At 74.1% G+C, this 19,601-nt stretch carries 21 protein-coding genes; 9 read left to right on the top strand and 12 right to left on the bottom strand.

Features of this window, described 5'->3' with window-relative positions; all coding sequences use genetic code 11:
* Positions 1 to 3: 3 nt before the first annotated feature.
* Together ASL10_RS02875 and ASL10_RS02880 are read right to left on the bottom strand one after the other, a co-directional pair.
* Positions 4 to 1,083: a LacI family DNA-binding transcriptional regulator gene (locus ASL10_RS02875; RefSeq protein ID WP_056044147.1), complete on the bottom strand. Its 1,080-nt coding sequence runs from the start codon at positions 1,081 to 1,083 to the stop codon at positions 4 to 6.
* A 64-nt stretch (positions 1,084 to 1,147) separates the two neighbouring features.
* Positions 1,148 to 1,810, bottom strand: coding sequence for a hypothetical protein (locus tag ASL10_RS02880; RefSeq protein ID WP_056044150.1), 663 nt, complete (start codon positions 1,808 to 1,810; stop codon positions 1,148 to 1,150).
* A 135-nt stretch (positions 1,811 to 1,945) separates the two neighbouring features.
* On the opposite strand from ASL10_RS02880, the gene nucS reads away from it, so the two are divergent.
* The 4 genes from nucS to ASL10_RS02900 all read left to right on the top strand — a co-directional run bounded on the left by nucS (position 1,946) and on the right by ASL10_RS02900 (position 4,988).
* Complete coding sequence (gene nucS, locus ASL10_RS02885) at positions 1,946 to 2,641, top strand: endonuclease NucS (protein ID WP_056044151.1); 696 nt, start codon at positions 1,946 to 1,948, stop codon at positions 2,639 to 2,641.
* 113 nt (positions 2,642 to 2,754) lie between these two features.
* Positions 2,755 to 2,988, top strand: a complete 234-nt coding sequence (locus tag ASL10_RS02890) for a hypothetical protein (protein ID WP_056044153.1) — start codon at positions 2,755 to 2,757, stop codon at positions 2,986 to 2,988.
* A gap of 24 nt (positions 2,989 to 3,012) precedes the next feature.
* Entirely contained in the window at positions 3,013 to 3,690 is a 678-nt protein-coding gene (locus ASL10_RS02895) for an HAD hydrolase-like protein (protein WP_056044155.1), read from the top strand.
* Entirely contained in the window at positions 3,687 to 4,988 is a 1,302-nt protein-coding gene (locus ASL10_RS02900) for a CynX/NimT family MFS transporter (protein WP_056044156.1), read from the top strand. Before ASL10_RS02895 ends, ASL10_RS02900 begins: the two co-directional genes overlap by 4 nt.
* Positions 4,989 to 5,039: 51 nt before the next feature.
* On the opposite strand, the gene ASL10_RS02905 is transcribed toward ASL10_RS02900, so the two are convergent.
* A complete protein-coding gene (locus ASL10_RS02905; protein WP_056044159.1) occupies positions 5,040 to 5,948 on the bottom strand; it encodes an SDR family oxidoreductase in 909 nt (302 codons plus the stop codon).
* Between the two features lie 250 nt (positions 5,949 to 6,198).
* Here ASL10_RS02905 and ASL10_RS02910 point away from each other — a divergent pair, with 250 nt between their 5' ends.
* Positions 6,199 to 7,113: a cation diffusion facilitator family transporter gene (locus ASL10_RS02910; protein ID WP_056044161.1), complete on the top strand. Its 915-nt coding sequence runs from the start codon at positions 6,199 to 6,201 to the stop codon at positions 7,111 to 7,113.
* Positions 7,114 to 7,226: 113 nt separating this feature from the next.
* Here ASL10_RS02910 and crcB read toward each other — a convergent pair whose 3' ends face one another.
* The 3 genes from crcB to ASL10_RS02925 are packed head-to-tail and all read right to left on the bottom strand — an operon-like array spanning position 7,227 to position 8,570.
* Complete coding sequence (gene crcB / locus ASL10_RS02915; protein WP_056044164.1) at positions 7,227 to 7,604, bottom strand: fluoride efflux transporter CrcB; 378 nt, start codon at positions 7,602 to 7,604, stop codon at positions 7,227 to 7,229.
* Positions 7,601 to 8,038, bottom strand: coding sequence for a CrcB family protein (locus ASL10_RS02920; RefSeq protein ID WP_056044166.1), 438 nt, complete (start codon positions 8,036 to 8,038; stop codon positions 7,601 to 7,603). Before ASL10_RS02920 ends, crcB begins: the two co-directional genes overlap by 4 nt.
* Positions 8,039 to 8,051: 13 nt before the next feature.
* Complete coding sequence (locus ASL10_RS02925; RefSeq protein ID WP_056044590.1) at positions 8,052 to 8,570, bottom strand: universal stress protein; 519 nt, start codon at positions 8,568 to 8,570, stop codon at positions 8,052 to 8,054.
* 94 nt (positions 8,571 to 8,664) lie between these two features.
* On the opposite strand from ASL10_RS02925, the gene ASL10_RS02930 reads away from it, so the two are divergent.
* On the top strand, positions 8,665 to 9,348 hold the full coding sequence (locus ASL10_RS02930) for an SOS response-associated peptidase (RefSeq protein WP_056044169.1): 684 nt from the start codon (positions 8,665 to 8,667) through the stop codon (positions 9,346 to 9,348).
* Positions 9,349 to 9,405: 57 nt separating this feature from the next.
* Here the strand turns inward: ASL10_RS02930 and ASL10_RS02935 are convergent, their stop codons facing one another.
* From ASL10_RS02935 to ASL10_RS02960, 6 genes are read right to left on the bottom strand one after another with little or no spacing between them, the layout of a single operon-like run.
* On the bottom strand, positions 9,406 to 9,987 hold the full coding sequence (locus tag ASL10_RS02935) for a hypothetical protein (protein WP_056044171.1): 582 nt from the start codon (positions 9,985 to 9,987) through the stop codon (positions 9,406 to 9,408).
* Entirely contained in the window at positions 9,984 to 13,931 is a 3,948-nt protein-coding gene (gene eccCa / locus ASL10_RS02940) for a type VII secretion protein EccCa (protein WP_056044173.1), read from the bottom strand. The genes ASL10_RS02935 and eccCa overlap by 4 nt, the downstream gene beginning before the upstream one ends.
* The gene (locus tag ASL10_RS02945) at positions 13,928 to 14,914 is read right to left on the bottom strand and encodes a hypothetical protein (RefSeq protein WP_056044176.1); all 987 of its coding nucleotides are present in this window, start codon (positions 14,912 to 14,914) and stop codon (positions 13,928 to 13,930) included. Before ASL10_RS02945 ends, eccCa begins: the two co-directional genes overlap by 4 nt.
* Positions 14,911 to 16,233: an EsaB/YukD family protein gene (locus ASL10_RS02950; RefSeq protein ID WP_056044178.1), complete on the bottom strand. Its 1,323-nt coding sequence runs from the start codon at positions 16,231 to 16,233 to the stop codon at positions 14,911 to 14,913. Before ASL10_RS02950 ends, ASL10_RS02945 begins: the two co-directional genes overlap by 4 nt.
* Positions 16,230 to 16,559: a hypothetical protein gene (locus tag ASL10_RS02955; RefSeq protein ID WP_055975719.1), complete on the bottom strand. Its 330-nt coding sequence runs from the start codon at positions 16,557 to 16,559 to the stop codon at positions 16,230 to 16,232. Before ASL10_RS02955 ends, ASL10_RS02950 begins: the two co-directional genes overlap by 4 nt.
* Positions 16,556 to 17,479, bottom strand: a complete 924-nt coding sequence (locus tag ASL10_RS02960) for an FHA domain-containing protein (protein ID WP_056044180.1) — start codon at positions 17,477 to 17,479, stop codon at positions 16,556 to 16,558. Before ASL10_RS02960 ends, ASL10_RS02955 begins: the two co-directional genes overlap by 4 nt.
* 356 nt (positions 17,480 to 17,835) lie before the next feature.
* Between ASL10_RS02960 and ASL10_RS02965 the strand changes: the two genes are divergently transcribed.
* The 3 genes from ASL10_RS02965 to ASL10_RS02975 are packed head-to-tail and all read left to right on the top strand — an operon-like array spanning position 17,836 to position 19,599.
* Complete coding sequence (locus tag ASL10_RS02965) at positions 17,836 to 18,177, top strand: WXG100 family type VII secretion target (RefSeq protein WP_307785006.1); 342 nt, start codon at positions 17,836 to 17,838, stop codon at positions 18,175 to 18,177.
* Positions 18,178 to 18,189: 12 nt separating this feature from the next.
* Positions 18,190 to 18,498 carry a pore-forming ESAT-6 family protein gene (locus ASL10_RS02970; RefSeq protein ID WP_043595262.1) on the top strand — a complete coding sequence of 103 codons (309 nt, stop codon included), beginning with the start codon at positions 18,190 to 18,192 and terminating at the stop codon, positions 18,496 to 18,498.
* A 9-nt stretch (positions 18,499 to 18,507) separates the two neighbouring features.
* A complete protein-coding gene (locus ASL10_RS02975; RefSeq protein ID WP_056044181.1) occupies positions 18,508 to 19,599 on the top strand; it encodes a DUF6177 family protein in 1,092 nt (363 codons plus the stop codon).
* The last annotated feature ends 2 nt before the right edge of the window (positions 19,600 to 19,601 follow it).

Below are 19,601 nucleotides of genomic sequence, written 5' to 3' on the forward strand. Positions count from 1 at the left end.
GCGTCAGCGCGCGGGCGGACCCGTGGTCGACCCCGGCCGGAAGACGCTCGTGAACGTCGTGCCCTCGACGGGGTCGCCGGCGAGGAGTGCGAGCACCGCACGACCGGCCGCGCGGCCCTTCTCGACGGCGGGCTGGACGACCGTCGTGAGGTCGGCGGCGCGCGGGTCGTCGAGGCGCACGCCGTCGTAGCCGACGACGCTCAGGTCGCCCGGCACCGACAGCCCCAGGTCGTCCGCCGCCGCGATGACGCCCGACGCGAGCAGGTCGCTCTGGGCGACGATCGCCGTCGGCCGCTCGGCCTCGGGCACGTCGAGCAGGCGCAGGCCGGCGCGGTGCCCCTCGCTCGTCCAGCTGCCGCGGGTGGCCAGGCCGCCCACGCCCGGGAAGACCTCGCGGGTGCCGCGCAGCCGCTCGAGGGTCGGCCAGGAGGTGCCCCGGGCCACGCGCGCGTCGGTGAGCTCGTCGTCCCCGTCGCCGCTCGACCGACCGGGGCCGAGCTCGAGCGCGACGACGGCGACCCGTCGGTGGCCGAGGTCGTGCAGGTGCTGCGCCAACAGGCGGGACGAGCCCACGTTGTCCTCGGCGATGTCGAGCACGCCCTCGGTCGGCGGGGCCTCGATCGAGACCACCGGGATGCCGCGCCGACGCATGATCGACACGGACTGGTCGAGGCGGGTGCTGCAGCCGAACAGCACGACGGCGTCCACGGGGGCGTCGAGCAGGCGGGAGCGCTCGCCCGCGGTCTCGGTCAGCAGCAGCAGCGAGTTGTCGGCCGGCCCCGTGACGTCGGCGATGCCGTCGAGCATGGCCACGTTGATCGGGTCGCGGAAGGCCGTGCTGAGGGTGGACTCGAGGACGGCGCCGACGATGCCGGAACGCCCACGCCGCAGCGACCTCGCGCGGGGGTCGGGCCCGGCGTAGCCGAGTTCGTCGGCGGCGGCGAGCACCCGCGCGCGGGTCTCGTCCGAGACGGGGCCGGTCCCGCTGAAGGCCAAGGAGGCGGTGCTCGCGCTCACCCCGGCGACCCGCGCCACCGACGCGAGGGTCGGCCTCGCGGCGACGTCGCCCTCTGCCCGGCTCATGCTGCCGCAGCCTAGCCGACGGGGCCGGACGGCCTCCGGGTGAGCGGTGACGGTCGGTGCGGCGTCAGTCGACGGGTCGCACGGGTGGTTCGTCGACGCCCAGGGCCGTGACGTAGTCGGACGCGAGACCGGGCAGCTGTGTCCAGTCGCCGTAGTGCGCGGCGGCCTCCATCAGGTCGACGATCGCGCCGCGGACGGTCTCGCCGAGGGCGGGCCGCATGTCGTGCACCGCGACGGCCCTCGCGCTGCAGAGGATCTCGAGCGGCAGCAGCAGGTCGTCCCGCACGTGCTGACGGGCCGCCGGCGAGAGCACCTGCACGATCGCCCGGACGAGGTCGAGGAAGTGGGCGACGTCCGCGGGCAGGGCCAGCCCGTGGGCCGTGCAGGCCGGTCGGCGCACGGCGGGCTCGGGGACGTCCTCGAGCGACGTCGCCGTCGTCGACGCCACGGAGACCATGCGGACCAGGTCGCGCAGCAGCACCTCGTTGAACCGCCGGTGCCAGACGACGACGTGCGCACCGCTGAACGGGGCGCGCACCACGACCTTCATGCGCCTCAGCTCGAAGAGGGCGAGGTGCACCTCGCCGGCGGTGACCCGGTGCTCGCGCACGATGGTGTCGACGTCGAGGGAGTCGCCGGGCGCGTAGCGCGCCGTCGCCAGGTCGACGAGCAGCAGCTCGGCCGTGTCGTGGGTCGTCGTCCGCAGCGGCCGGGTCGTGGCGGGCATCGGGTGGGGCATCGTTCCTCCTGGAGGCGTCTCGGTGGCCGTCCTGCCGACCATCTGTCATGAATGTATTTCACATATGCATACTTGTCAACGAGGGGCCCGTGCCGCGTTCACGCCGCCCCGTAGGATCGTCGGGTGCGCCTCGTCATTGCCCGTTGCTCGGTCGACTACGCCGGTCGACTGTCCGCCCACCTGCCCCTGGCCACGCGCCTCCTGATGGTCAAGAGCGACGGCAGCCTGCTCGTCCACTCCGACGGGGGCAGCTACAAGCCCCTGAACTGGATGAGCCCGCCCTGCACCATCCGCACGGTCGAACCCGACGACGACCAACGCGAGGCCGGCGTCGTCGAGCTGTGGAAGGTGACCCAGGCCAAGACGGCCGACCTCCTGGTGGTGTCGATCCACGAGGTGTTGCACGACTCGTCCCACGAGATGGGCGTCGATCCGGGGTTGACCAAGGACGGCGTCGAGGCCGACCTGCAGAAGTTGCTGGCCGAACAGATCGAACTGCTCGGCGAGGGCCACACCCTCGTCCGCCGCGAGTACATGACCGCCATCGGGCCGGTCGACATCCTGGCCCGCGACGCGAAGGGCGCCGCGGTGGCCGTCGAGCTGAAGCGGCGAGGCGACATCGACGGGGTCGAGCAGCTCACGAGGTACCTCGAGCTGATGAACCGCGACCCACACCTCGCCCCCGTGACCGGGGTGTTCGCCGCGCAAGAGATCAAACCGCAGGCCCGCACGCTGGCCCACGACCGGGGCATCCGCACCCTCCTGCTCGACTACGACGCCATGCGCGGGCTGGACGACTCGCACTCCCGCCTCTTCTGACGCCGAGCGCCGTGGGGGCGGGGCCGCGCGGGTGTGGGCGCACGAACCCTTGTGACACTCACATTTCAGGGTTATATTTCTGCTAGGACCCCCATCGACCGCAGGAGCAACCCGTGACCTCACCGATCTTCGACACCCTGGCCGCCGAACGCGAGGCGACCCCCGTCTTCCGGTCCCTCGCGAGCAGGCCCGACGCCCCCCACCGCCCGTTCGACGCGACGCGACGGAGCCCGACCCCGCACGCGACCGCGAAGACGAGCACGACGAGTGCGGGTGCGAACGCGACGGCGATCCGGGACGCCGTGTCGGCCGTCGCGACCTGGCCGCTCCGAGCGGTCCCCTGCTGACCCCCGATCCGTAAGCTGGGGGTGATGACTCTCCCCTACACGGCCGTCCTCTACGACCTCGACGGCACCATCGCCGACTCGGCGCCCGCGATCACCGCCAGCCTCGCCCACACGATCGGCGAACTCGGCCTGCCGGTGCCCTCGCCCGCCGACCTCATGGCCTGGGTCGGACCGCCCCTGCCGCAGAGCTTCGAGGTGCGCCTCGGCCTCGACGGCGAGCGCCTCGTCGACGCCATGCGGCTCTACCGCGCGCACTACCTGGCCCACGGCGCCCTCGAGGGCGAGGTGTTCCCGGGGGTGCCCGACCTCATGGCGGCCGTGCACGCGGCCGGCATCCCCACCTCGACCGCGACCTCGAAGCCCGAGACCCCGGCCACGGCCATCCTCCGGGCCCACGGCCTCGACCGCTACCTCGACGTCATCACCGGCGCGTCCGACGACGAGGTGCGCAACACCAAGGCCGACGTCGTCGAGGAGGCCCTGAAGCGCCTGCGCGCCCGCGGGGCCGACCTCTCGCGGCCCGTCCTGCTCGGCGACCGCCACCACGACGTCGAGGGCGCGGCCGTGCACGGCGTGCCCACCATCCTCGTCGGCTGGGGCTACGGCGAGCCCGAGGAGTACGTCGGCGCGGTCGCCGTGGCGGCGGACGTCGACGAGGTGGCCGACCTGTTGGGCGTCTCCCTGCTGCGCGGCGCCGCGTGACCCGGGCCGCGGCCGCGGTGCGGTCGCCCGCCGCCTGGTTGCTCACCCTCGCGATCGTGCTGATCGCCCTCAACATGCGCGGGCCGATCGTGGCCCCGGCCCCCGTGCTCGACCAGATGAGCGCCGACCTCGGCCTCACGGCGGTCGTCGCCGGGCTGCTCACCAGCATCCCCGTGCTCTGCTTCGCCGTGGCGAGCCCGTTCGCCTCGGCCCTGATCGGCCGGATCGGCGCCGAGCGCGCCGTCACGCTGGGGCTCGGCGGCGTGCTCCTCGGCACGCTGCTGCGCACGGCCGGCGGCACGGTCTGGCTCTACGTGGGCACGATCGTGATCGGCGTCGCCATCACGATCGGCAACGTCGTGCTGCCCGTCGTCATCCGTCGTGACTTCAGCCCCGAGCGGGCCGGCTTCGTGACCGGCATCTACACCTCGGCCCTCAACGTCGGGTCGATGATCACCTCGCTCGCGACGGCCCCGATCGCCTCGGTCGTCGGCTGGCCCCTCGCCCTCGTGACCTGGGGGCTGCTCGCCGTCCTGGCCGCCGTCGTCTGGTCGATCGCCGTCGGCCCCCGCGTCGCGGTGCGGGGCGGCAGCGTGGCCGTGGTGCCGGGGTCGCAGGCCGACGTCGACGACCGGCACCGCGCCTCCTCGGCGACCGACGTCTTCACGGGCGGCATCGACGTCGTCGAGCCCGGCGAGGCCGAGGTCGACGCGCGCGAGCGCCGACGCAGCGCGACCCCGCTGCTGCGTCGGTGGACGACCTGGGGCCTGACGCTGGCCTTCTCGGGGCAGGCGTTCGGCTACTACGGGCTCACGGCCTGGATGCCCACGCTGCTGCGCGACGAGGTCGGCCTCACCCGCGAGGCGGCCGGGGCGAGTTCGTCGGTCTTCCAGATCCTCGCGGTCGTGGGTGCGCTCGGGGTGCCGTTCCTCGCCCTGCGCGTGCGGCCGGCGGTCGTCATCGGGCTGATCGCCGTCTTCTGGTCGGCCATGCCGCTCGGCCTGCTCTTCGCTCCCGAGCACTGGCTGCTCTGGTCGATCTTCGGTGGGGCCGCGCAGGGCGGCGGCATCACGATCATCTTCATCGTCATCGTGCGCATGGCGTCTACCGACGTCGAGGCACGACGGCTGTCGGCCCTGGTGCAGGGCGGCGGTTACGCGATCGCCGCGCTCGGGCCGCTCGCGATCGGCGGACTGCACGACGTCAGCGGCAACTGGCAGATACCGATGATCGGCGTCGCCGCGGCGGTCGTCGTGCTCGGCGTCAGCGGCGTGCTGTCGTCGCGACGCGTGCCCTGAGCCGGCCGGGCCGCCAGCCGGGCCGACGACCGGGCGGCCTCCCGGGCCGGGTCAGTGCTGGACGCCTCCGGCGAAGAGCACCTCGAGCGTCAACGGGTCGCGTCCGGTCAGGTCGCGCACGGACGACGTCACCTGCGCCACCTCGCCCGAGGCCATGGACGTGTAGGTGCTGACCCAGGCGTCCGCCTGGAAGGGCTCCGGCTCGAAGACGCGGCGTGACTCGTAGGCCTCGTCGACCGTCTCGTCCACGAAGGTGAACGACCGTCCGCCGAGCGCGGTGAGGCGTGCAGCCGCCTCGGTCAGGGTGAACGCCTCCGACCCGGTGAGGTCGTAGGTCGCCCCGGCGTGCGACTCGTGGTCGAGCAGCACGACGGCCGCCACCGCCGCGACGTCGGCCCGGGCCACCGCCGCCACGCGCCCGTCACCGGCCGGGCCGCGGATCACGCCCTGCTCGTCCGCGAACAGCGGGATGAAGTCCAGGTAGAAGTTGTCCCGCAGGAACGTGAAGGCCAGCCCCGACTCGCGGATGTGCTGCTCGGTCGCGAAGTGGTCCCGCCCGAGCGTGAACACCGACTCGGCCGACGCACCGGCGAACGACGTGTAGACCACGTGCCGCACGCCCGCCTCGACGGCGGCGTCGACGAAGGCGCGGTGCTGGTCGACGCGGTCGGGGGCCTCGGCCGCCGACACCATGAACAGCGTCTCGACCCCGCGCAGGGCCTCGACGGAGGCCGCCCGGTCGCCGTACGTGGCGACGGCGACCTCGGCCTCGGCCCCGTCGAGTCGGGGTGCCCGGGTGGCGTCGCGCAAGACGAGCCGCAGCGGGACGCCCCGCTCGGACAGGTGCGCGGCCACGATGCCGCCCACGGCGCCCGTCGCACCCGTCACGGCGACGAGGGACGAGGAGGCGCGGGCGGGTTCCCCGAGGGAGGCGGAGGAGGTCTCGGTCGAGTCGGTCATGCCTCACTGAACCATGCGCGGTGGGGGCGGCTCCCAGGCGGGGCCGACCCGCGCCTCCTCGTCCGCCCGGTGGGCCCCGATCGGCGTCGTTGCAGGGATCGAGACTCGTTATCGACTGCTCGGATCGGTGGCCGTCGCCGACGGGCGCCGGTAGATTCGACGCCGGCCCGGAACGCCGGCGGACCGACCCGCCGGGCCGGATCAGGGCCCCGATCCCCACCCCACCCCTCCATCCCGACGAGAGGCGCCCATGGGCCACGACCACGGACACGGACACGTCGCCGCCGACGGACGACGGCTTCGCCTCGCGATCGCGATCGTCGCCCTCGGTCTCGTCGCCCAGCTGGTCGGCGCCTGGCTCTCGGGCTCTCTGGCGCTGTTGGCCGACTCGGGGCACATGCTCTCCGACCTGGCCGGGTTGGTCATCGCCCTCGTGGCCACGATCGTCGCCGCCCGACCCGCGAGCGGCCGACAGACCTACGGCTACCGCCGGGCCGAGGTCTTCGCCGCCTTCGTCAACGGCCTCGTGCTGCTCGCCGTGTCGCTCTCGGTCGCCGTCGCCGCCGTCTCCCGTCTCGTGGCGGTCGACGGGCACGAGGTGCTCGGGCTGCCGATGCTGGTCGTCGGCCTGGTCGGCGGGGCGACGAACGTCGCGGCGCTGCTCGTGCTGCGGGGCGGGGCGACGCACTCGATCAACATGCGCGGCGCCTACCTCGAGGTGCTCGGCGACCTGCTCGGCTCGGCGGCCGTCGTCGTGGCCGCCGTCGTCGTGCTGACCACGGGCTTCACGCAGGCCGACTCGGTCGGGTCGCTGATCATCGCGGCGATGATCGTGCCGAGGGCCTGGTCGCTGCTGCGCGAGGCGATCCGGGTGCTGTTCGGCTCGGCTCCGGGCGACATCGACCTCGAGTCGGTCCGCACGCACATCGGCGACACCCCGGGCGTCGTCTCGGCACACGACGTCCACGCCTGGCAGATCACCAGCGGGGCGACCGTCTTCTCGGCGCACGTCGTCGTCGAGCGCGAGGTGTTCTGCGACATGAAGGTCGACGAGACCCTGGACGCCCTCGACCGGTGCCTCGCCGCCCACTTCTCGGTCGAGCACGCGACGTTCCAGCTCGAGCCGGCCGACCACGCCGGGCACGAGCGCGAGACGCACGCCTGACCGGGCCCCCTTCCCCGGAGTGGCGGGTCGAGTGGGCAGAACGGGTCCCTCACCAGCCGCGGAAGGACAAGATCTGCCCACTCGGCGCGCCTGAGGGCCGGGCGACGAGCCCGTCAGGCGAGCGAGCCGAGCCACAGCCCGAGGGAGGCGGCACCCACGCACGCGACGAGCATGCCGAGGCCGTTCGCGACCGCGGCTCCGCGTCGCCCGGCCGCCAGCAGTCGCACCGTCTCGACGCTCGCGGTGCTGAACGTCGTGTACCCGCCGAGCAGCCCGGTGCCGAGCACGGCCTTCCACTCGGGCGCGACGACCGCCTGCAGGGCGAGGCCGGTCAGCAGCCCCAGCGCGAACGAGCCCGACACGTTGATGACGGTCGTGCCCCACGGGTAGGCGGAGCCGAGGCGGTCCTTGACGAGCCCGTCGACGACGAACCGGGTGGCGGCACCGACCCCGCCGGCCACCGCGACGGCGACGACGATCAACGGGCTCACGAGGCGCGCCCCGCGAGACGTGCGCCGACCCGGATGCCGGCCGCGGCGGCGAGCACCCCGAGTACCAGGCTCATCAGCCCGTAGAGCCCGGCGACGGCGAGGTCGCCCCCACCCGCCCCGGCGAGCGCCGCGGTCTCGGTCGCGAGCGAGCTGTAGGTCGTGAACCCCCCGAGGACGCCCGTCCCCACGAGGAGTCGCAGCCTTCGACGCCCGCCCTCGTCGGGCCCGGAGCGCAGCAACCGCTCGAGCAGGACGCCGAGCACGAACGCCCCGACCACGTTGATCGCGAAGATCGCCGTGTCGAACGCCCCCCACGACGGCACCACGAGCGTGATCCCGACCCGTGCGGCCGTCCCGAGGGCGCCGCCCAGGGCGACGAGGGCGATCAGGGACGGACGGAGGTGCGGGGCACGAGGGCGCGCGGCACCCGTCACCGGCGGCCTCGCGTCACAGTTCGTCCTCCCACGGCAGCGTCTGGCTGCGGGGGACGGGGGCGAGCGGCACGACGACGACCGGCCGGTGCTGACGGTGGCTGAGGTGCAGGGCGACCGAGCCGGCGAAGAACTCTCGGACGCTGCCCCGCAGGCCGGCCTCGCGGCTGCCGACGACGATCAGCGGGGCGTCGAGCTGCTCGGCCAGGTGCGACAGGCACCGGGCGGGGTCGCCGGCGACGATCGAGGTGCGCAGCTCGACGCCGCGAGCCGAGGCGACCGGCCGCAGCCGCGCCTCCAGGTCGGCGTCGAAGGACAGCGTCTCGGTGTAGTCGTCGGGGTCGAGGGGGTACGACAGGACGGTGCCGTCGATGCCCTCGGCGAAGGCGAGCCGGTCGGGCTCGACCGAGACGCAGAGCAGACCGGTGCCGTACCGTGCCGCCAGGTCGGCCGCGGTCTCCACGACGGCCTCACCCGAGTTCGCCACGACGCCCGCGACGACGAAGCCGCGCGCGGGGTTCTGCTCGTCGGACATGGTCACCACCCTCTCACCGTGTCGCCGTCCCACGCGGCGCCACGGGCACAGTGAACCACCGTCACACCCCTCCGCGGAAGAGCAGACTGTCGGCATGTGCGGTCGCTACGTCGTTGCCCGGGCCACGTCCGATCTGCTGCCGAGCCTGCTCGACGGCCTGGGGCCCCTGCCCGACGACTTCAACGTCGCGCCGACGACCGTCGTGCCGGTCGTCCGGGAGCGGCACGGCGAGAGGCAGCTGCCCGGTGCCCGGTGGGGCTTCGTGCCGTCGTGGTACCCCGACCTGAAGAAGCGTCCGCAGCCGATCAACGCCCGCATCGAGACCGTGGCGACCAGCGGCATGTTCCGTCGGGCATTCGCGACCAGCCGGTGCATCGTGCCCGCACAGGGGTACTACGAGTGGGTCGTGACCGAGACCGGCAAGCAGCCGCACTACGTGCACCAGCCCGACGCCGGGCTCGCCATGGCCGGCCTCGTCACCGCGTGGCCCGATCCCGCGAAGGACGAGGACGACCCCGACCGTTGGGTGCTCTCGACGACGATCATCACGCGCGACGCCCACGTGGCACCAGGCGAGGTGCACGACCGGATGCCGGCCTGCCTCACCCCCGACTCGTACGACGACTGGCTGGGCGAGGGCCTCGACGCCGACGAGCTGCTCTCGCTGCTCGACCGGGACTCGTTCGAGGTCGCCCACGACCTCGTGCAGCACGAGGTGAGCCGCGACGCGAACAACGTCCGCAACAACGGCCCTCACCTCATCGAGCCCCTGCGCTGACGCCCCTCGGACGAGGAGGCACGGCTCGCGTCCCGGCCGGAGGCGCGGACCGGCGCCTCAGCGCGCGTCGCGGTGGCTCGCCAGGCGTTCGCGCAGGTACGACACGAGTTCGCCCTGGGCCCGTCGGGACTCCCGCGTCAGCCGGTTGAGCGGAACGCGCCCGCCCGCCGCGAGGGCGGGGTCGCGCGGGACGACGACGAGCGAGCGACGGCCGAACTCGTTCTGCAGCGCCTCGCTCGAGCGCGTGGTCCGGTGCTCGCCGAAGACGCCGACGACCACGAGCATCACCCGGCGCAGGCCGCCGACCCCGTGCCGCTCGCGGATGCGGGCGAGGACCCGTTGGGCGTCGGCGAAGCCGACCGGGGTCGTCGGGGCCACGACGACCCCGAAGACGCTCGCGTCGTCGAGCAGGTCGAGGAGTGCGCCGTCGGCGTGGGCGCCGAGGTCGTGCAGGGTCAGCTCGTGGTCGACCCGCGGCGCGTCGTCGCCCCCGGTCAGCCGGGTCCCGAGGTCCCCGCCCGAGTGGTCGATCAGCCGGGGCACCGACTCCCCCGAGAGCTGGGTGAAGAGCAGGGCCGTGACCGTCGTGGTCCCGACGCCCCCGGCGACGCCCGCGACGACGACCGTCCGGCCGGTCACGAGCCCGCTCCGGCGACGTCGGCTCGTCCGTCGGCCTCGAACCGGGCCACCTGGACGATGCGCGGCGCCTGGCCGCGACGGACCAGGCGGCCTCGACCGGCGGTCATCTGCTCGGCGTAGACCTGCGGCACGATCGGTCCCTCGCTGCGTTCGCCCGACATGATGAACGACGACCCACCCGTGTCGCGCAGCGTCTGCAGCGCCGGGTCGTAGAGCGCTCGCGCCGAGCCGGCCACCGGCCTGCTGATCAACACGTGCAGCCGGAGGTCGCGGGCCGAGGGCAGGAAGGGCAGCAGCGGCTTGAGGGGCTCGGTGCCCCCCGAGGCGACGATGTCGTAGTCGTCGATCACCACCACGATGCGCGGACCGGCGTCGCGGTCGCCGGCCTGGCGCTTGGCGAGCTCGTCGGCCACGGCGACGGCGAGCGCGCGGGCGTCCGTGCTGGTCGAGGCATGACCGCCGAGGTAGTCGTCGGGCACCTCGGCGACCAGGTCGCCGCGGAGGTCCATCAGGGCCACGACGAGCTCGTCCGGGGTCGCCCGGTCGACGAAGCCGCGCACCAGTCCGCGCAGCAGGGTCGACTTGCCGGCCTTCGAGTCGCCGAACACGAGCAGGTGCTGGTCGGCACCCGGATCGAGGGCGACCGGCTGCATCGTGTCCTGCCGCAGGCCGAACGGGATCGCCTCGGGCTCGTCCAGCGCGTCGGGCAGCTCGTCCGGCGAGAGCTCGGTGGGCAGGAGGCGGATCGGTGCCGCCGCGGGGCCGTTCCAGCTCGACGCCGACCGGCGGGCGAGGGCCTCGAGGGCGTCGCCGACCTCGTCGTCGTCCGTGTCGTCCAGCACCGGCAGCGCCACCTGCGCGAACAGGTTGTCGTCGGTCAGGGCCCGACCGGCCTGGTCGGCCCGGATGGTCTGGGCCAGCTTGCGACCGATCACCGAGTCCGCGGGATCGTTCAGGTGCAACTCGACCCGGGTGCCGACCAGCGGTTGCTGCGCCATCCGCAGTTCGTTCCACCGCGTCATCCCGAGCACGACGTGCAGTCCGTAGCTGCCGCCGCGCAGCAGCAGGTCGCCGAACGCCGTCTCGAGCTCGACGAAGTCCCCGCGCAGCTGGCCGGTGCCGTCGACGACGAGCACCACGTCGGCCGAGATCAGCTCGGGCACCTCGCCCGCGGCGTGCAACCGACGCAGCATGGCCAGCGAGTCGATGCCGTGGTCGCGGAACACGCGCTCCCGGGTCGTCAGCATGGCCGCCAGTTCTTCGAGCAGGCGCAGGAGGCGGTCCTTGCTCGCCCGCGTGGCCACGCCACCGACGTGCGGGAAGCCCTCGATCCGGCCGAGCCCCCCGCCCGTGAGGTCCATGCCGTAGATGCCGACCTCCTGCGGGGTGTGGGTCAGGGCCAGCGAGGCGACGAGGGTGCGGAGGAACGTGCTGCGTCCGGTCTGCGGCGCCCCGATCACGGCGACGTGCCCGCCGGCCCGGGCGAGGTCGAGCAGCCACGGGTCCTGCCGCTGCCGCGCCGGGTCGTCGAGCAGTCCCATCGGCACCCGCAGGCCGCCGGCCTGGTCCGCTCCGACCACCCGCGAGAGCGCGAGCCGGTCGGGCAGGGGCGGCAGCCAGACGGGGTCGACGTCGGTGCCGCCGCCCATCAGGCGGTCGACGGCCTCGTCGATGACGGCGCGACCGACGTCGGGCCGCGAGAGCTCGTCCTCGCCGCCGTCGTCGTCGCCGCCCGCGATGCCGTTGAAGGTCGGCAGCAGGAGCGCGGTCGGCCGCACGTCGTCGCCCGCCAGCGAGCGGGCGGCCTCGGTCGGCAGGGGGCCCGACACGTAACCCGCGCGGAACCTCCGGTACACCGAGGTGTCGACCTTGAGGAAGCCGAACCCCGGGACCGCGGGGAGGTGGAACGCGTCCGGCCGGTCGAGCACGATCGAGCTCTCGGCCTCGGAGAAGGTCCGCAAGCCGATCCGGTACGAGAGGTAGGTGTCGAGGCCCCGCAGCTTGCCCGCCTCGATGCGCTGGCTCGAGAGCAGCAGGTGCACGCCGATCGACCGCCCGATCCGACCGATGGTGAGCAGCAGGTCCACGAACTCGGGCTCCGCCGTGAGCAACTCGCCGAACTCGTCGATGACGACGAACAGGTGCGGCATCGGCGGCAGCTCCGGGCGACCGACGCGCATCTCGCGGTAGTGGCTGATGGACGACGCGCCCCCGGCGTCGCGCAGCTGCTCCTGACGCCGGACGACCTCGCCCTGGATGCTGACGCGGGCACGTTCGGTGAGCTGCGCGTCGTCGGCCAGGTTGTCGATCAGCCCGGCGACGTGCGGCAACCCCGCGAACGGAGCGAACGCCGCGCCTCCTTTGTAGTCGACGAGGACCATGCTGAGGTCGTCGGGCGAGTGCGACAGGGCGAGGCCGAGCACGAGCGTGCGCAGCAGCTCGCTCTTGCCCGAACCGGTCGCGCCGATGCAGATGCCGTGCGGGCCCATGCCGAGCTGCGCGGACTCCTTGAGGTCGAGCAGGACCGGCGCCCCGAAGTCGTCGATGCCGATCGGAACGCGCAGGAAGTCCCGCGGCGAGCGCGGCGTCCACGCGGTCGCCGGCGTCAGCGTCGTCACGTCGTCGATGCCGAGCAGGTCGGTGATCTCGACGGCCTGGGCCGAGTCGACCTCGTCCTGCCTGCTGAGGCTCAGCCGCAGGGGGGTGAGCGTGCGGGCGACGGCCTCGAACAGCTGCGGGGTCGTGGCGTCGATCGTCGCCGTCTGCACGCGGACCTGGCCGTCGTCCTCGACGCGGGCGTCCGTCACGACCGCCTCGTCGCCCTCGACGGTGATGCGCAGGGTGACGTCCGACGGCTCGTGCAGGCGGTCGCTCAGCAGGTGGACGGTCGTGACGCCGAGGTCGGTCAGCGAGAGGTCGGCGTCGGGCACCGGGATGCTCGAGGCGACGTGCCCCCAGTCGTCGACGAAGACGACGAGGCGCGATCCCTCGGTGCGCGCCGTGGTGCCGATCGAGCGCTTCGTCGTGGCGGCCTCTTGTGCCCGGTCGCCCAGTTCGCCGCCGATGACCGAGAGCAACGAGGAGGCGCTGGTCGCGACCCGTCGCGCCGGCACCGGTCCGTCGTAGAGCGAGTCGTCCACGGCGTGCGGGACGAGGTCGAAGCCGCGCCAGTCGTCGGCCGCGCTCTCGGGGAACGCCGCGGCCAGGTGCACGTCGTCGGGCGAGTGCAGGGCGGCGAGCTGCAGGATCATCGAGCGCGCGACCCGCAGCGCGGACTCGCGGTCGCCCAGCACGGCGACCGATCCGGCTCGGTCGAGGTCGACCGTGATGGGCATGCCCCGGACGGTCGAGAGGTGCTCGACCACGGACTCGGCCTCGCTGGCCATGATCGGGTCGAACGGCTGCACGGGGTTCGGGTCCTCGGGGACGGACATCGGGAACCAGGTCAGGTCCCCCTCGCCGATCCGCACCGAGAGGAAGTCGTCGTGCTGGCGGCGGCGTTCCCAGAGTCGCGCGGGGTCGCGCACCAGCTCGAGCAGGGCGGCGGGTTCGGGGTCGAGCACGGCCGCCGTCGCCCGGACGGCCCGGGCCTTCGTGCGCATCCGCGAGCGCAGCCGCTCGAGGAAGTCGAGGTAGCGCTCGCGCTGCAGGCGTCGCTGCCGCGCCGCGTTGCCCCGCTGGCTGAGGGTGACCGCGAGTCCGCCGACCAGGGCGACGATGAGCAGCACGGCGCCGACCAGCAGGAAGAGCGGGTTCGAACTGCCGCGGTAGACGACGATCATCACGACGCTCGAGAGGGCGCCCACGACGGGGAGCAGGGCCTGCACGGGCACGCCGCCGACCTTGCCGTCGGCCAGCTGGGGCGGCGGGGTGATGTCCTCGTGCTCGGCGGGCTGGACGGGTCGCGTGATGCGCGTGGGCCGGTGGACGAGCTTGACGGTCATCGTCGCGCCTCCTGGTCGTCGGCGATCGCCGGGCGGGCGTCCCGCCCGCGGGCCTGGCGGCGTTCCGAGGGGCGACGTTCCGACGGGCCGGGATCGGCCGCCGACGGGGCCGGGCCGGGATCCCCGACGGGCGGGGCGCCCCTCGGGACCGACGCGGCGTCGAGGGGCAGCAGGGCGGCGGCGAGGCGGGCGTAGGCGATGCGGGTGCGCGTGCCCAGTGCGGCGCTCGACACCGGCCGACCGCCGGAACGGGCCGCGTCGTAGGGCACGCGCACGACGGGCACGGTGGGGTCGTCGCCGACCGTGACGGGGGCCGCGCGACCGGCGTCGCCGACGTCGACCAGGGCGATGACCACGTCGGGCCGGTCGGGGTGGTCCTTGATCGCGGGCACGAGGGCAGCGGCCTCCTCGGCGGCGTGGCGGTCGGCGCGGGCCACGATGCAGACCGTCCGGCTGGCCGACACCACGTCGGTGAGGTCGGCACGCCAGTCGCGCACTCCCCAGTCGGTCACGACCAGGTCGAAGAAGCGGCTGATCGGGGTGACCTCGTCGAACCAGCCCGCCGCGGCGGCCACGGCACGGGACTCGCCCCGGGGGTCGAGCGAGAGGGCGTAAAGGCCCGAGGGCGTGCGGGGCAGACCGTCGACGGCGTCGACCGACCGGCGTGCCGTGCGCCTCCGCGAGCTCGGTGCCGCGCTCGAACCGACCGGCGCGCCGGCCTGCCACAGCATGCCGCGGGGGCCGCGCGACGCGTCCACGCCGAGGACGAGCCCGGGGCGGCGACGGGCGAGCAGGGCGGCGACGTAGCCGGCGGTCGAGCTCGCCCCGGCTCCGCCCCGTGCCTGCACGAAGCCGATGCGGCGCGACACCGGGAGCGGGCGCCGGACGATCTCGTCGACCGTCGTCACCTCGTGCACCCGGGCGCTCACGCTGCCGAGCAGGGCCAGCGGCGCCGACCGGACGAACGCGTCGAAGGCGCTCACGAGAAGGCCCCGAGCAGGTCGGCGTAGACGCCGAACACCCCGAGCAGGACGGGGAGCAGGGCCACGACGCCGAGGGCCTCGACGGCGTTGCCCACGCGGCGCAGCGAGGCGCGTTGGTGGGCGACCGGGTCGACGCCGCCGGCCACGACCGCGACCACGACCCCGGCCGCGAACAGGACGACCACGAGCCACCCGGGAGCGAGCGGCTGCACGAGCAGACCGCCGAGCAGGCCGATCAGGGCGGCGGCCCAGAGCACCCAGCCCTGGGCGGCGATCGGCAGGGCCCGGGTGCGGGCCGCGACGACGAGCACCACGGCGACCCCGAGACCGACCTGCCAGAGATCGGCCGACCCGACGGACGAGACGGCCGTGACGGCCACGGGCCCCGCCACCGCGAAGGTCGACCAGGTCAGGGTGCGGTAGGCGTCGCCGACCGTCAGCAGCACCTCGTCACGGCGACCCCGACGTCCGTCGACCACCTGGTCGTCGAGACCGGTCAGGCCGGAGGCGCTCATGGCGAACCAGGGCAGCAGGCCGCAGACGACGACGGCGAGCACGGCGCCGACGCCCACGGCCCCCGCGTCCTGGACGCCGAGGGACCGCAGCACGATCGGCACGGCCCCGAGCACGACGCCGAGGACGCCGCCCCACCACGCCGACCGGGAGCCGAGACCGGCGCCCGCTCCGAGCGCCAGCGCGACCCAGGCGAGCACGATCACGGCGAGCGCCACGTCGACCGGCGGCAGCTCGAGGGCCGGGACGGCCCCGAGCACGACCGCCAGGGGGGCCGCGCACCCCAGGGCGACCGAGGTCGCGGCGACGGAGAGCCAGCGGCCGTCGAACCGGCCGGACACGAGGGCCACCACGACGGCGAACCCGTAGACGATCGCGAGCGTGCCGACGGGCTCGACGTCGGACGCCCTGGCCACGACCGTCGAGAGCGCCAGCGAGAGCAGTCCGATCGCGACGGCCGCCGTCGCCGTGCGCGACCGTCGCGTCCACAGGCCCGGTCGGCTGGCGAGCGACTCGGCGAGCACGTCGGTGACGTCCGCGACCTCGGGCGGCGGGGGCGCGGCGTCCTCGCGCAGCAGCCGGAGCAGTTCGCCGTCGACGATGCGCTGTTCGGCGACCGACAGAGAGGTGTCGAGCTGCTCCCCCGTCGAGCGGACGAGGGTCAGCGGGCGCGACACGGCACCGGGACGCTCGTCGAGGAGCTCCATGAGGCGCGGGATCAGACCACCGATCGGCTCGTCGGCGGGCACGACCATCTCGGCCTTGCGCGCCGTGCCGACGATGGTCAGCCGGGTGTAGTCGGTCATCGGGGCTCCGTCGTGGGGGTGGGGTCGGGGACGTCGGTCGACGCGGGAGAGGGCGACGGCGAGCCGGTGACCGGCACCGCGCCTCCTGACCCTCCGGTGGTCTGCGACTGGGTCGCGCGCTGGTCGGCCAGCACGGAGAGCACGAAGGACGTGCCGGCGCAGCCCGCGCAGGCGACCGCAGCGATGACCAGGCTGACGATCAGCCGACGGACGTTGTCGTTGACGAGCCGACGCTCGTCGAGTTCGCCGAACAGGAGGGCCGAGACCAGGCGGGCGCGGTGCGTCTTGACGGTCTCGAGCAGGACGACGTCGCGGTCCCCGCTCATGCGTCCACCACCCCGGACGGTTGGACGGTGAGGGTCCGTTCGCCGAGCTCGACGACGTATCCCGGTGCGGCCGGCCCGCGCAGGCCCGCCACGAGCGGCTGCCGCGTCCCGTCGGGCGCGACGAGCGAGGACCCGTTCGTCGACCCGAGGTCGGTCACCCACAGCACGGCCCCCTCCCACGCGAAGAGGGCGTGGGTCTTGGTGAGGCTGCGGGCGAGGTCCGCCCAGGCGAAGACCGGGTGCTCCTCGCCCTCGCGGTTGACCGGGGCGCGGCCGATCAGCAGGGTCGACTCGAGGTCGAGGCGTTCGCCGCTGTCGAGCTCGAGGACGATCGACGGCGCGGTGGTCGTGGGTCGGCCCTGGCCCGTGCGCCCGAAGGTGTTCTCGTCGGGTCGTCCCGCGGCGTCGAGCGGGTCGGTCGGGTGGAGCGGCAGCGGGGCGGAGGCCGCGACGGGGAGAGCGGGCCTCTGCACGAGCGGGGGCGACGACGTCATGGGGTCCCGGCCACGCCGCAGGTCGACCGTCACCGCCTGACGACGGATGCTGAAGCGCCCGCGGCGGTCGACCCTCAGCACGGCCGGCGGGCGACCGGTCAGGTCGTCCACCGTGCGCAGGGACAGGACCAACCGGCCTACCGAGCGCCCTCCGCGCACGTAGAGCACCACGTCGAGCAGCACGAAGACCAGGGCGACCACCACCACCGCGATCTCGACGGGCACGGGGACGAGCGCCGCGCCGGCCGTGGCGGACGAGGCGCCCGTGGCCACACCGACGACGAGGACGCCGAACAGGACGAGGGGCACGCCCCAGTCGATGGCGACCGCACCGCGACGCCGCGACGGGGTCGCCGTCTGCACGCCCGCGAGCAGTCCCGAGTAGGTGCCGATGGCGCTGCCGGTCGCCGCCGAGACGATCCGCACACCGCACCAGAAGCACCAGGTCGCGCCCGCACCGAGCGGTTGTCCGCAGCGTCCGCAGCTTCGCGCGCCGACCAGTGCGCCCACGGTTCCGCCTCTCGCCTGCGGGGTGCCGGACCAGGTCGTCGAGACCGACGAGGAGCGACCGCCCGCGTCCCCGGAGCGCACGATCGGCCCCAGGCTAGCCGACCCCACGTCCCCCGGTGAGACACCCGTTCCGGGGCCGTCACCCACCCGTCCCCCGCCTCGGTCCCCCGACATGTACCCCGCAGACGGGTGGCGATCGAGACGGAATCGTGATTTCCTCATGAGTCGACCCGTGACGGGTCGCCATCAGATCGAAGCAAGGGGAGAACGACATGATGAAGTTCGCCATGGGGAGCGAGACCCTCACGCAACTGAGCCAGAAGACGAGCGGGGCCGGCGACGACCTCGGCGCGCTCGTCCGCCAGCTCGCCGACGCGGCCGCGCCGCTCGAAGGCCGCTTCAACGGAGCCGGCCGCGCCGCCTTCGACCGCTTCAAGGGCGAGGTCGACGGCATCTCCGTCGAGCTCAACGCCGCCCTGTCGTCGGTGCTGACCGGCATCACGGGCCAGAACCGTGCCTTCGTCGAGGGTGAGCAGCAGATCGCCGACGAGACCACCTCGGCCCAGTCCGGTGCCGGATTCGAGAGCGCCCGCTTCGGCGGATCGCGCGCATAAGGGGGAACGACCATGGCCAACGCAACCGACCGCCGCGACTTCGACCTCGGAGCTTCCGGCAACGCCCAGGACAACTTCAACGCCGTCGCCAGCCGCCTCGAGGCGCTCATCACGCAGCGCGACTCCGACGTCAAGACCGCCATGGCGGACTACCAGGCCGACGGCTCCAGCGAGGAGTACGCGGGCAAGGAGCAGCGCTGGAACCGCGTCGCCACCGAGGTGCGCACGATCATCAACACGCTCCGCCAGTCGCTCGCGTCGAACGACGAGTCGGCCCAGACCGCCATGCAGCGGGCCAAGGCCGCCGTCGACGGCATCTAGGCACGGCCCGTGAGCGACTCACGGGCGACGACCCTGCCCCACCCGCTCGCCGACGCGAACGGGCCGGGGTGGATCGCGACGATCAGCACCGCCCCCGTCGTCGGCCTGACCTCGGGGCGGCAGGCCCTGCTCACCGACGCGAACCGCGCCGGCGTCCGCGTCGTCGTCGTGACCCACGACGACGCCCGGCTCAGCTGGGCGCTCTACCAGGCCCTGCGCCTCGTCGCCGGGGCCTGGCTGGTGCGGGACGCCGACGGCCACCTGCGCCACGCCATCGGCGGTGCCCGGGTGGCGTCGTACGACGAGGCCCTGCTCGATCCCCTCGGCGACCCGGTCGACGGATCGGCGCGGGCGACCGCGCCCGCCGACGAGTTCGCCCTCCTGCCCCAGCCGGCGGTCGAGACCACGCGCCCGTGGCTGCAGTTCTCCGTGGCCGTGCACCACGCGGCGAGGGCCGAGGCCCTGACCGGCACGACGACGGAGGCGCTGGTCACCGCCGTCGCGGGCGTCGCGCCCACCGTGTGGGGCACCTCCGAACCCCCCGCCACCGTCTGGGACCGCGGTCGCATCACGGCCCTGGCCCGGGCCCGCATGCCGCGGGACTCCCGGGTGCACGTCGCCGGCTCCGCGCCCGACGGCACGGTCTGGACCGGCACGATCCGCATCGCCCGCAGCGAGACCGGCCTGACCGAGGAGACCCGGCTGCTGTTCGCGCTGCCCGAGGCGACCGGCGTCGACGACGCGACCCGCGCCTCCTCGGCTCTCCGCAGCCTGTCCGAGAAGCAGCAGGTGCTGCTGGCGACGGCGTGGAGCCTGCGGGGCGCGGCCGACGCGACCATCACGCCCTACCGGCCGACGACGCCACAGCCCCTCGCCGCGGTGGTCGGCGCGCGGGCCGTGCGGCGCCTGGGGCTCGACGCGACCTCCTTCGCCGCCGAACACGGCGGGACCACGACCGGCAACGCCCGCACCCCCTCGCTCGTCGTGCCGTTCGGTGCCGACGCGACCCGGTGGCAGCGCTTCGCGGCGGCCCTCGACGCGATCGGCCCGGGTGTCGTCGCCGACGCCCTCCTCCCCCCGGCGGTGCGCCGTGCCCCGTGAGT

It is taken from the genome of Frigoribacterium sp. Leaf8, from assembly GCF_001421165.1.
Classification (GTDB): Bacteria; Actinomycetota; Actinomycetes; order Actinomycetales; family Microbacteriaceae; genus Frigoribacterium.

What these genes read in the sequence shown, in the direction of transcription:
- ASL10_RS02875 (WP_056044147.1), bottom strand. Translation starts at nt 1,083, where the DNA reads ATGAGCCGGGCAGAGGGCGACGTCGCCGCGAGGCCGACCCTCGCGTCG.
- ASL10_RS02880 (WP_056044150.1), bottom strand. Translation starts at nt 1,810, where the DNA reads ATGCCCGCCACGACCCGGCCGCTGCGGACGACGACCCACGACACGGCC.
- ASL10_RS02895 (WP_056044155.1), top strand. Translation starts at nt 3,013, where the DNA reads ATGACTCTCCCCTACACGGCCGTCCTCTACGACCTCGACGGCACCATC.
- ASL10_RS02905 (WP_056044159.1), bottom strand. Translation starts at nt 5,948, where the DNA reads ATGACCGACTCGACCGAGACCTCCTCCGCCTCCCTCGGGGAACCCGCC.
- ASL10_RS02910 (WP_056044161.1), top strand. Translation starts at nt 6,199, where the DNA reads ATGGGCCACGACCACGGACACGGACACGTCGCCGCCGACGGACGACGG.
- ASL10_RS02925 (WP_056044590.1), bottom strand. Translation starts at nt 8,570, where the DNA reads ATGTCCGACGAGCAGAACCCCGCGCGCGGCTTCGTCGTCGCGGGCGTC.
- ASL10_RS02930 (WP_056044169.1), top strand. Translation starts at nt 8,665, where the DNA reads ATGTGCGGTCGCTACGTCGTTGCCCGGGCCACGTCCGATCTGCTGCCG.
- eccCa (WP_056044173.1), bottom strand. Translation starts at nt 13,931, where the DNA reads ATGACCGTCAAGCTCGTCCACCGGCCCACGCGCATCACGCGACCCGTC.
- ASL10_RS02950 (WP_056044178.1), bottom strand. Translation starts at nt 16,233, where the DNA reads ATGACCGACTACACCCGGCTGACCATCGTCGGCACGGCGCGCAAGGCC.
- ASL10_RS02955 (WP_055975719.1), bottom strand. Translation starts at nt 16,559, where the DNA reads ATGAGCGGGGACCGCGACGTCGTCCTGCTCGAGACCGTCAAGACGCAC.
- ASL10_RS02965 (WP_307785006.1), top strand. Translation starts at nt 17,836, where the DNA reads ATGATGAAGTTCGCCATGGGGAGCGAGACCCTCACGCAACTGAGCCAG.
- ASL10_RS02970 (WP_043595262.1), top strand. Translation starts at nt 18,190, where the DNA reads ATGGCCAACGCAACCGACCGCCGCGACTTCGACCTCGGAGCTTCCGGC.